Origin of the sequence: Alloalcanivorax xenomutans (assembly GCF_900217905.1) — a bacterium.
GTDB classification, from domain to species: domain Bacteria; phylum Pseudomonadota; class Gammaproteobacteria; order Pseudomonadales; family Alcanivoracaceae; genus Alloalcanivorax; species Alloalcanivorax xenomutans.
The window spans coordinates 1-11,429 of the sequence record NZ_OBMO01000007.1 but is presented as its reverse complement, the minus strand read 5'-3'; the positions used below and the strand labels follow the sequence as shown (position 1 = coordinate 11,429).

Genomic DNA, 11,429 nt, shown 5'->3' with positions numbered 1-11,429 from the left:
GTTGTTGCTGCTATCCGCAGGCGCTCTTTCCCGCCCGGGGGTACCAACAAGGGATAAGGTGTTCCATGACTCGCCGCAACCGATCCACATCGCATTTACCCACTCATCGCGTGGGCGCTTCCGGCCTGCCTCTGTTGTTTCTCGGCGCCCTGCTTGCCAGCGCGCTTGGCGGCTGCAGCGGTGATGCCGCCACCACCGAGCACACCATCAGTACTGCTTTGGTGGTCCAGCCGGACAGTACCCACGCCGGCCATGACAGCTTCGCCGGCGAGGTCCGCGCCCGCTACGAGCCCGATCTGGCGTTCCAGGTCGGTGGCAAGGTGATCGAGCGTTCGGTGGAAGTCGGAGACCGGGTGGAGAAGGGACAGCCGCTGGCCCGTATCGACCCTCGCGACGTGCGCCTGCGGCTGGATGCTTCCCGGGCCCGGGTGGCCGCCGCCAAGGCCGACCATGATCTGGCGCTCAGTGAGCAGAAACGCTACCAGACCCTGCTGGAACGCAAGGTGATCAGCCAGTCCCAGTACGATTCGGTGAGCAGCCAGCTCGAAGCCGCCGCGGCGCAATTACGCCAAGCCCGCGCCGATCTGGAAGTAGCCCGGAACCAGGCCGGTTACGCCGAACTGCGTGCGCCCCGGAACGGGGTCATCATGAGCCGCCAGGTCGAAGTCGGGCAGGTGGTGGCGGCCGGTCAGACCGTGTTCACTCTGGCCGCCGACGGCGATCGTGAAGTGCTGATCCATCTCCCGGAAAACCGCGTCAACCAGGTTTCTCTCCAGCAGGACGTCAAAGTGGAGCTGTGGTCGCGGCCCGGTGACCACTATGACGGCCGGGTCCGCGAGATCGCCCCCTCCGCCGATCCGCAATTGCGCACCTACGCGACGCGGGTGGCTTTCACCAGTGGCGACGTACCCGCCGATCTGGGACAAAGTGCCCGGGTATTCTTCCCTCAGGGTGGCACCCGCATGAGCATCCCGCTTAGCGCGCTCACCGCCGAGGACGGCGCCCCTTATGTCTGGAAAGTGAATCCCGCGGACCAGACCCTGGTGAAGACCCCCGTCCGCGTGGGGCCTTACCAGGAAGACCAGGTACCGGTGCTGGCCGGCCTGCAAGCCGGTGACTGGATCGTCGCCGCCGGTACCCAGTTATTTCGCGAAGGCCAGACCGTGAAACCGGTGGACCGGCGCAATCGCCAGGTGGACTTCGGCGACGGGGGACACTGAGGATGCGTTTCAATCTGTCCGAATGGGCGCTGCACAACCGCTCCCTGGTGCTCTACGCGATGATCCTCCTGGGCGCCCTCGGCGCGCTTTCCTACAGCCAGCTTGGACAAAGCGAGGACCCGCCGTTCACTTTCAAGGTCATGGTGGTGAATACGCTGTGGCCCGGCGCCAGCGCCGAGGACGTCTCCCGCCAGGTCACCGAGCGTATTGAAAAGAAGCTGATGGAGACCGGGGACTATGACCGCATCACGTCCTTCTCCCGCCCCGGTCAGTCCCAGGTCATGTTCATGGCGCGGGACGATATGCACTCCGACGACATTCCCGATCTCTGGTATCAGGTGCGCAAGAAGGTGGGCGATATCCGCCACACCCTGCCCCAGGGTATCCAGGGCCCGTTCTTCAATGACGAGTTCGGCACCACCTACGGCAATATCTACGCGCTCACCGGTGACGGCTTCGATTACGCGCTGAAGAAAGACTACGCCGACCGCCTGCAACTGGCCCTGCAACGGGTCGAGGACGTGGGCAAGGTGGAGCTGCTTGGCCTGCAGGACGAGAAAATCTGGGTGGAGCTGTCCAATACCAAGCTGGCCGCCCTGGGCATCCCGCTCGGCGCGGTGCAGCAGGCCCTGCAACAACAGAACGCGGTTTCCGACGCCGGTTATTTTGAGACCCCTACCGACCGCGTGCGCCTGCGTGCCTCCGGTAATTTTCAAAGCGTGGAGGAGATCCGCCGCTTCCCCATCCGGTTCGAGGGCCGCACCCTGCGTCTGGCGGACATCGCCAAGGTTTACCGTGGCTTTGACGACCCGCCGGCACCACGCATGCGCTTCATGGGCGAGGACGCCATCGGCCTGGCGGTCTCCATGAAGGCCGGCGGCGACATTCTCGCCCTCGGTGAAAACCTGGAAAAGGAATTCGCGCGCCTGCAGGAGACTCTGCCGGCCGGCCTGTCACTGCATAAGGTCTCCGACCAGCCAGCGGCGGTACGCGCCAGCGTTGGCGACTTTGTGCGGGTGCTGGTGGAGGCCCTGGTGATCGTGCTGCTGGTGAGTTTTTTCTCGCTGGGACTGCGCACTGGTCTGGTGGTGGCGTTATCCATTCCCCTGGTCCTGGCGATGACCTTCGCGCTGATGAATTACTTCGACATCGGCCTGCACAAGATTTCGCTGGGGGCGCTGGTGCTGGCGCTGGGGCTGATGGTGGACGACGCCATCATCGCGGTGGAGATGATGGCGATCAAGATGGAACAAGGGCTCAGCCGGATCAAGGCGGCCAGTTTCGCCTGGACCAGTACCGCCTTCCCCATGCTCACCGGCACCCTGATCACCGCGGCCGGTTTTCTACCGATCGCCACGGCTCAGTCCGGCACCGGCGAATACACCCGCTCCATTTTCCAGGTGGTGACGTTGTCGTTGCTGGTGTCCTGGATTACCGCCGTGGTGTTCGTGCCTTACCTGGGCGACAAACTGCTACCCAATCTGGTCCGCCGCGATGACGCCGGTGAAGTTCACGACCCCTACCAGAAGCCGTTTTATCGCCGTTTCCGCGCGCTGGTGAGCTGGTGCGTTTACCACCGCAAAACCGTGATCGTGATGACGGTGGCGATCTTCATTGGCGCGGTGGCGCTGTTCCGTTTCGTGCCGCAACAGTTCTTCCCGCCATCCGCGCGGCTGGAACTGATGGTGGACCTGAAGCTGAGCGAAGGCAGCTCACTGGAAGCCAGCCAGGCCCAGGCGGAGCGGCTGGAGGCGTTGCTGGCGGAAAATGACCAGGTGGAGAACTACGTGGCGTATGTCGGCACCGGCTCTCCCCGCTTCTATCTGCCTCTGGACCAGCAACTGCCGGCGGCGAGCTTCGCCCAGTTCGTTGTACTGACCCGCAATATCGAGGAGCGGGAAGAAGTACGCTCCTGGCTGATCGACACGCTGGCGGCGGAGTTCCCCACCGTGCGTTCGCGGGTGTCGCGTCTGGAGAACGGCCCGCCGGTGGGCTACCCGATCCAGTTCCGGGTATCCGGGGAACACATCGGCGAAGTTCGTGATCTGGCCAGGCAGGTGGCGGAACGGATACGCGAGCAACCACAGGTCAGTAACGTGCACCTGGACTGGGAAGAACCCAGCAAGGTGGTGCGCCTGAACATCGACCAGGACCGTGCCCGGGCGCTCGGCGTCAACACCGCCGATCTGTCCCAGGCGCTGCAAAGTTCGTTGTCCGGGGTAGCGGTCAGCCAGTACCGGGAAGACAACGAGTTGATCGATGTGGAAGTCCGTGGTGATGCCCGCGAGCGCGAGGCGCTGGGGCTGTTGCCGAGTCTGGCGGTGCAGAACGAGGACGGCCGCAGTGTGCCGCTGTCCCAGATCGCCACCCTGGAATACGGCTTCGAGGAAGGCGTCATCTGGCACCGCAATCGGTTGCCCACGGTGACCGTCCGCGCGGATATCTACGGCGACGAACAGCCGGCCACGCTGGTCAACAAGATCCAGCCCACCTTGCAGGATATCCGTGATGCACTGCCGCCGGGCTATCTGCTGGAAGTGGGCGGCACCGTGGAGGAATCCGCCCGCGGCCAGAAATCGGTGAACGCCGGCATGCCGCTGTTCGTGCTGGTGGTGTTGACGCTGCTGATGCTGCAGCTGCGCAGCTTCTCACTGACGGTGATGGTGTTCCTGACCGCGCCCCTGGGACTGATCGGCGTCACCCTGTTCCTGCTGTTCTTCGGCCAACCGTTCGGTTTCGTCGCCATGCTGGGCACCATCGCGCTGGCCGGCATGATCATGCGCAACTCGGTGATCCTGGTGGATCAGATCGGCCAGGATCTGGCCCAGGGCCGTGGCCAACATGAAGCCATCATCGAGTCCACGGTGCGGCGCTTCCGGCCTATCGCCCTCACCGCGCTCACCGCGGTGCTGGCGATGATTCCGTTGTCCCGCAGTGATTTCTTCGGCCCGATGGCCGTGGCGATCATGGGCGGACTGATCGTCGCCACCGCTCTGACACTGCTGTTTCTGCCCGCGCTGTACGCCGCCTGGTTCAGGGTTCCTCGTCCGGCCCGCTAATCCAGGCAAAGGGTAGTCCACATGGGGGGCGCAAGCCCCCCCTTTTTTTGGTTCATCGCGGTTTGGCGGGAACAGGAATTGCCCTCCATCAGGGACAGCGGAGCCGCGTTACGCCTTTGCGGAACCCCGTAAAGCAGGGTCCCGCAAAGGCGTAACGCGGCTCCGCTTCGAGGCGATCGGCAAGTGAGGGTGTCCTTTCGACCGCGACGAAACCACCACGCCGGGATGGAGGGCATTCTCCTCCCTTTCCAGAAAGGTTCGTCGTTGTTGGAGCCCGGAACACGGCGGTTCACTCGAAGCGGGTCTGCACGGAGGCCTTCCGGGACCCTGTTTGACAGGGACGTCAAACCGGGAGCCTACAGGGACGTATTCACGGCGATCCCGGAAGGCCTCCGTGCAGACCCGTGCCCCCGATGGAGACACTCATTCCCGTCATTCCGCAATGAACCCTTTTGTCTCAACCCGCGAACGTATCGCAGGCGCTGATATCACCGCTATCAAATCCGCGCCGGAACCATTTTATCCGCTGGGCCGAGCTGCCATGGGTGAAGCTGTCCGGCACCGCGGCGCGCCCCGCCTGCTTCTGCAACGTATCGTCACCGATGGCGTTGGCGGCGGTCAGGGCTTCTTCCAGGTCCCCTTCCTCCAACAGCTGCTTTTGCCCGGCATCATGTCCCCATACCCCGGCAAAGCAATCCGCCTGTAATTCCTGCCGCACCGACAGGGCATTGGCGTCGGCTTGGGAAAGGCCGGACTGGGCCTGGCGCACCCGCTGGCTGATGCCCAGCAGGGTCTGCACATGATGGCCCACCTCGTGGGCGATCACATAGGCCTGGGCGAAATCGCCGGGCGCGCCATGGCGCCGGCGCAGCTCGTTAAAGAAGGTCAGATCCAGATAAAGCTTCTGGTCGCCGGGGCAATAGAAAGGGCCGACCGCGGAACTGGCGGTGCCGCAGGCGGATCGCACCCCATTACTGAACAACACCAGAGTCGGTTCGCGGTATTGTTTCCCCATACCGGCGAAGATACGTCGCCAGGTGTCTTCCGTTTCCGCCAGCACCACGGCGGAGAATTCCGCCAGTTCCTGCTGCTCGGCGGACAATGGCTGCCCGCGCTCCGCCGTCATGCTTCCCTGCCCCATCGACAGCACGTCAATTCCCAGCAAACGGGCTCCGACATACCCCACCGCGCCCACCAGAAGCAGCACCCGGCCGGTCTTGCTGCGCAACAACCAGGGCACTACCCGGAGCACTAACAGAGCCGCGCCGCCACCGCCACTGCCGGCGCTGAGCGGCTGGCCCCGGCGATCCTCCACATTGCTGCTTTGCCGTCTTCCTCGCCAACGCATGATGGCACCCACCTGGTCTCTGAATAAGTATGACGACGTCTGCTGGAACATCGTCATACTTATTCAGGGACGTCCCATTCGCGCTTACGCTTCAATCACGCTGGTAGGGCTTTCCTTCCAGCCACAGGGTGTGGCCGTCGAAACGGCACGGCAAAGCCACCTCACTGATACCGGTACGATGCAGGACCTGTCCGCTCTCCACGTGAATGTAACTGCCCTCCCCGTACTTCACATCCAACCGCTCGGGCTGCGCCTGGTACTCGAACGCGGAATAAAAACGGAACCGGCGGCTGCCGGAGTACTGCTCAAACTCCCCTTCGCCACCGGGTCCCAGCAACAACCGGCTGCGGCCGAGGCCACGGCTGAAATGGCCCTGGGCCAGTTGGCACCCGGCGGCGGGGCCGGAGGAGGAGGTCTGGCGGCTGGCCAGGCGCCGTTTCAAATCCGCTTCCGAGGACAGGCGCTGGCCATCCAGGTAATGGCATTGGCGGCTGCCACCACTACTCCGTCCACAAGGCACGGTTCCGGTAAGGGTAAGCAAATCACTGCCCGCCGGTAATTCCAGCCAGCTGCCATCGCGACGCTTGAGCACACCCGGCCCCCTCGGCATCAACAACTCCACCGAGCCGTACCAGAGATCGCCGTCGGGCAATTGCAATTTGCCCTGATCCGGCTGCAGCCCCCGGTAAGCCCCTTCGAAGCGGCGGCCGTCGGACCATTCGGACACGGTACCATCGGGAAACGAGAAGGCGCCGTTCAGCGCCTGATCCACTTTACGCTCGTCCTTGAAACGCAACTCACCGATGATCTCGTTGGCGGCGATGCGCGCCTGCTCCATGGTGGCCAGCGTGGCGCCATTCTGGATGAACTCGAGCCGCCCCGGGCCAGCCAGTTCGCCACGGTATTGGGGCCCATCAAAAATCACCCGCAGACCGTCACCGGCATGCACGGTAAACGGCTGATAGTTGCTGGAAAGGTCGCGTATCCGGGAAGGCTTGCCATACAGGCGACCGCGAGCTTCCGCGCCCACATGGGGGGTAACGGTACTCCGCAGAAAGCTCAGTTTCACCGAGATCAGCGTATCGCCACCAGCGGACACCGGCACCCATTCCTGAAACCGCACCCGCCCCAAATGCAACACCCGCACCTGATATCGATCCGCCCAAAGCTGCGCGTCCAGGCGCTCACCCGCCTCCATTGGCCGCGAGGTGAATGAGATGAAGCCCTTGTTATGCTCGGCGGCGGCCACTTCCACCTGCCAGCCGTAATAGGATCCGGTATGCCCGGGCGAAATCTGGAAATGCAGGGTACCAGGCTGATCCCGCCCGGCATCGCCGGCAACGCCCGGTTCGGGCAGCGGCTCCCGCGGTAACAGCTGGCATCCGCTCAGCGTCAGTGACCACAACGCCAGCAGCGCCGTGAGCCAGCCCTCCAGCCTTCCTTGTCCCGACACCACCATCAATAACGCCCTCAATCGTCCACGCCGGAGGCCCCGGCGACGCCGCACCATCCTGTCCCTTTCCGCGATGGTAACGCAGATCATGCTGCAACATAGTGACGGCCATCGCCAGCCCCCCATCGACCGGGGTAAAGTAGGCCCTCGCCAGGAAGGGACATCGTGGAATTAGACCTCTCCATATTGCTGATATTGGCGGCGGTGTCGCTGCTCGCCGGTTTCATCGACACCCTGGCCGGCGGCGGCGGCTTGCTGACATTGCCCGCCTTGATGCTGGCCGGCCTGTCGCCCGTGCAGGCACTGGCCACCAATAAGCTGCAGGGCACTTTCGGCTCCGGCATGGCCGCGTTCACGTTGTGGCGCCGGCGACGCTTCCGCATTGCCGAGGTGCGCCGGGCCTTCCTCGCCTCTCTGATTGGCAGCGCCCTCGGCACTGTCCTGGTGCAAGTCATGCACACCGACATTCTGGAGATTCTGGTGCCGGTGGTGTTGGTGATCATCGCCCTCTATTTTTTGTTCTCAAAGGGCGCCGGCCAGGTGGAACGGGCGCCCCGGGTCAGCGACAAGATCTATGAGCGCACCCTGGTGCCGGGCATCGGCTTTTATGACGGTTTCTTCGGCCCCGGCACCGGTTCCTTTTTCGCCCTGGTGGAAGTGGCATTGCGCGGCCGCGACCTGATTACCGCCACCGCCCGCGCCAAGGCGCTCAACTTCGCCAGCAATATCGCCTCGCTCGCGTTGTTCATCGCCGGCGGCAAGGTACTCTGGGCCACCGGCGCGGTGATGGTGGCCGGCCAGTTGCTGGGCGCGCGCCTCGGTGCTCACGCGGTGATCGGCGGCGGCGCCCGGCTGATCCGGCCTTTGATCGTGGTGGTCTGCGTCGCCATGCTGGCTCGCTATCTGGCGACCACACTGGGCGGCGGCGCTTGACCCGGGAGGGCTGCGCTCCAGGGCCTGTTCACCCTATTTGCATCCGGCAGGCGGGATGCAAATAGGGTGAACAGGCCCTAAACTGACCCCTGTCATTCCCTCCAGTAGGTACGGCCCTCACTATGCGTGACTACCGACGCCCGGACGGCGAAACTCTCTATTGGCCTCTCGGCCCGTTTAAACTGCGTCTGCCTTTTATCCACTATCGTTTTGAGTGGCCCGATTATCTGCAAGGGCTGTTGATGTGCGCGGTGGATCTGGCGGCCATTCCGCTGATGACCGAGCTGCTCGGCATGCCCTTCGAGGCGGCCCTCGCCGTGGTACTGCTCAACGGCATTCTGTATCTGACTCACCACCTGCTGGGCGACCCGGTGGTGCCGGGCTGGATCACTCCGGCGATCCCATTGCTGATGGCCTATTGCGGCGGCTTCCCGGAAGGCCCGGAGCGTGTGCACGCGCTGATCGCCTTCCAGCTGTTACTGGGAGGATTTTGTATTTTCCTGGGCCTCACCGGCCTGTCCCGCAAGGTGGTCAATGTGGTGCCGCCGGCCATCAAGGCCGGCATCATCATGGGTGCCGGCATCGCCGCGGTGATCACCGTGTTCAAGGTCGGCGGCCGCTTTGAAAGCTTCCCCTGGACCATCTCCATTGCCATCGGTATCGCCTTCTATCTGATCTTTTCCCGCCACTTCAATGTCCTGAAGAAACGCAATGCGTTCTGGGCCACACTCGGGAAACTGGGCATTTTTCCGATCATCGCTCTGGCCATCGTGGTGGCGCCGATCTTTGGTGAAGCGCCCTGGCCAACCATCGAATGGGGCTTCACCAAACCGGACTTCGCCACGCTCTGGAATGAGTACACCGTGTTCGGCCTGGGACTGCCCTCGGCGGGTATGTTCCTGCAGGCGATCCCGACCATGCTGGCGGCTTATATCGTGCTGTTCGGCGATGTGCTGCAGGGCAAGGCGCTGCTCACCGAGGCGGACGAAGCCCGCAAGGACGAGAAGATCGACTACGACCCCAACCGGGCGCATATGATTTTTGGCGGCCGCAATGCCACCATGAGCATCATCGGCCCTGATGTGGCCATGTGCGGCCCGCTGTGGGCGGCCATGCACGTGGTCATTACCGAGCGTTTCAAGGAAGGCCGCAAGGCCATGGACTCTATTTTCGGTGGCGCCGGCTCGTTCCGCTGGGGCACCAACACCGGCCTGCTGCTGATGCCCATCGTCAGCCTGGTGGAACCGATTCTTGGCGTGGCGCTGGCGCTGACCCTGCTGATCCAGGGTTATGTCAGCGTGCGCATTGGCATTCTGGAGGCCCGCAGTCAGCGGGATCTGGGTATCGCCGGCGTTACCGCCGCGGTCCTTGCCACCCAGGGTGCCACCTGGGCCTTCGCCGTTGGCGTGGCCCTGTGTGTTTTGATTTACGGCCGCCAGTTCTTTACTGGTGAAAACGATCAGACCTTCACGAAGGATCTGGAGCAAAAGGCTCCGGAAGAGTAAGGGGAGAGCGATGAAAACACGTGCCGCGGTATTGCGCGAAATGGGCGCCCAGCGCCCCTACAAAACATCCCAGCCGCTGAAGATCGAAGAGCTGGAACTGGATGCCCCCGGACACGGCGAGATTCTGGTGCGGGTACGCGCCGCCGGCCTGTGCCACTCGGATCTGTCAGTGATCGACGGCAACCGTCCGCGCCCTCTGCCCATGGCCCTGGGTCACGAAGCCGCCGGCGAAGTGATGGAAGTGGGTGATGGCGTCACCGATCTGGAGGTCGGCGATCATGTGGTGTTCTCCTTCGTTCCCAGCTGCGGCACCTGCGATTATTGCCTCGATGGCCGTGCCGCTCTGTGCGCGCCGGGCGCCGCCGCCAACAACGAAGGCACCCTGCTCGGCGGCGGCATGCGCCTGCACCAGAACGAGCACACCGTGAATCACCACCTGGGCGTATCCGGCTTCGCCGAGTACGCGGTGACCTCACGGCGCTCCGCGGTGAAGGTCAATAAGGACCTGCCGTTCGATATCGCCGCCGTCTTCGGCTGCGCCGTGCTCACCGGGGTCGGTGCGGTGGTGCACACCGCCGGTCTGCGCGCCGGCCAGTCCGTGCTGGTGGTGGGCCTCGGCGGTGTCGGGTTGTCAGCGGTACTGGGAGCGGTGGCCGGCGGCGCCCGTCAGATCATCGCCGCCGATATCGCCCAGGACAAACTGGACATGGCCAAGTCCCTGGGCGCCACTCATGTGGTGAATTCCAGAGACGAGGACGCGGTGGAACAGGTCAAGGCGATCAGCGGCGGCGGTGTGGACATCGCCGCGGAGTTCGCCGGGGTCGGCCCGGCGCTTGAGTTCGCTTTCGCCGCCACCGGCAAGGGCGGCAAAACGGTGACCGCCGGCTTGCCGCACCCCAGCACTCGCATGGCGGTGAGCCCGGTGCAGTTGGTGGCGGAAGAGCGCAGTCTGCTGGGCTCTTATTTGGGCGGCCATGTGCCGGCCCTGGATATTCCCGAGTACGTGGCCCTATACCTGGCCGGCCGTCTGCCGGTGGACAAGCTGCTCACCCATCGGTTGAAACTGGAAGACATCAATGAAGGCTTCGACCGTCTGGCCGATGGCGAAGCGATCCGCCAGGTGATTCTGTTCGACTAAACCCCGCATCAGGCTCTGACGCCGGCCTTCCGGCGTCAGACGCTTCTATCCTATTTCAGCTTCTCCAGCATCGCCGCCATCATCTGGTGGATCTTGTTCACCGCCTTCAATGGGCGGACCATCACCTTGAAGTCATCGATACGGCCCTGATCATCGCAGTGGATCATGTCGATGCCATTGATGTGGATCCCTTCCAGATTGGTGGTGAATTCCAGCACCGCGTTGTTACCGTCAAGAATCTCCCGTTCATAACGGAAGTGCTCATTATTCAGGGTACGCAGAGCGGCGGTCAGGTACAGGGAGGTGATCGCCTTGCCTTCCTGGGGGGTATGCACCACCGGCGAATGGAATACCACGTTGTCGGCCAGAATCGCATCCAGCCCGGCGGCATCCCGGGCTTCCACCAGCTTATGCCATTCGGCGATGGTTTTTTCTATCACGGCCAGTTCCTCTCGTTGGATTTTATCGTCAGGAATTATCTTCGCGCTTTATTGTTTACGCCGTAAACATAACAGAGGCCAACAATAGCACACTGACGCGCGCTGTCACCATCGAAGGGAAAGGTTCGCCGCGGAAACCTTTCCACCGGGGCACGAAGGCCTTCCGGGCCGCAACAGCATTTGTGGGAGATTGCCTTCAAGCGAATAGGCTTCCGGACCCCCACTATTCGCTTGCAGGCAAGCTTGTATGGTTACCCGGCAAGTCTTAGAAAGAAGAGACTTGTCGGGGTGGAGGGACCAGGCAAGCTTCTGACCCTAGGGTACAGACTGTGG

The 11,429-nt window shown here is 63.2% G+C and carries 8 protein-coding genes; 5 read left to right on the top strand and 3 right to left on the bottom strand.

What is annotated here, in order from left to right; genetic code table 11:
• The first annotated feature begins 65 nt into the window (after positions 1 to 65).
• On the top strand, positions 66 to 1,220 hold the full coding sequence (locus CRO06_RS06695; RefSeq protein ID WP_244902785.1) for an efflux RND transporter periplasmic adaptor subunit: 1,155 nt from the start codon (positions 66 to 68) through the stop codon (positions 1,218 to 1,220).
• A 2-nt stretch (positions 1,221 to 1,222) separates the two neighbouring features.
• Positions 1,223 to 4,279, top strand: a complete 3,057-nt coding sequence (locus tag CRO06_RS06690; RefSeq protein ID WP_097058055.1) for an efflux RND transporter permease subunit — start codon at positions 1,223 to 1,225, stop codon at positions 4,277 to 4,279.
• Positions 4,280 to 4,736: 457 nt separating this feature from the next.
• Here the strand turns inward: CRO06_RS06690 and ypfJ are convergent, their stop codons facing one another.
• Both ypfJ and CRO06_RS06680 read right to left on the bottom strand, forming a co-directional pair.
• A complete protein-coding gene (gene ypfJ, locus CRO06_RS06685; protein ID WP_080531824.1) occupies positions 4,737 to 5,627 on the bottom strand; it encodes a KPN_02809 family neutral zinc metallopeptidase in 891 nt (296 codons plus the stop codon).
• A gap of 91 nt (positions 5,628 to 5,718) precedes the next feature.
• A complete protein-coding gene (locus tag CRO06_RS06680) occupies positions 5,719 to 7,086 on the bottom strand; it encodes a hypothetical protein (RefSeq protein WP_026948427.1) in 1,368 nt (455 codons plus the stop codon).
• 159 nt (positions 7,087 to 7,245) lie between these two features.
• On the opposite strand from CRO06_RS06680, the gene CRO06_RS06675 reads away from it, so the two are divergent.
• From CRO06_RS06675 to CRO06_RS06665, 3 genes are all read left to right on the top strand, one after another.
• Positions 7,246 to 8,013, top strand: coding sequence for a TSUP family transporter (locus CRO06_RS06675; protein WP_026948426.1), 768 nt, complete (start codon positions 7,246 to 7,248; stop codon positions 8,011 to 8,013).
• A gap of 122 nt (positions 8,014 to 8,135) precedes the next feature.
• Positions 8,136 to 9,518, top strand: a complete 1,383-nt coding sequence (locus tag CRO06_RS06670; RefSeq protein WP_022996909.1) for a membrane protein — start codon at positions 8,136 to 8,138, stop codon at positions 9,516 to 9,518.
• 10 nt (positions 9,519 to 9,528) lie between these two features.
• Positions 9,529 to 10,656 carry a zinc-dependent alcohol dehydrogenase family protein gene (locus CRO06_RS06665; protein ID WP_022996910.1) on the top strand — a complete coding sequence of 376 codons (1,128 nt, stop codon included), beginning with the start codon at positions 9,529 to 9,531 and terminating at the stop codon, positions 10,654 to 10,656.
• A 50-nt stretch (positions 10,657 to 10,706) separates the two neighbouring features.
• Here the strand turns inward: CRO06_RS06665 and CRO06_RS06660 are convergent, their stop codons facing one another.
• Positions 10,707 to 11,096: a nuclear transport factor 2 family protein gene (locus CRO06_RS06660; RefSeq protein WP_022996911.1), complete on the bottom strand. Its 390-nt coding sequence runs from the start codon at positions 11,094 to 11,096 to the stop codon at positions 10,707 to 10,709.
• Positions 11,097 to 11,429: the final 333 nt, after the last annotated feature.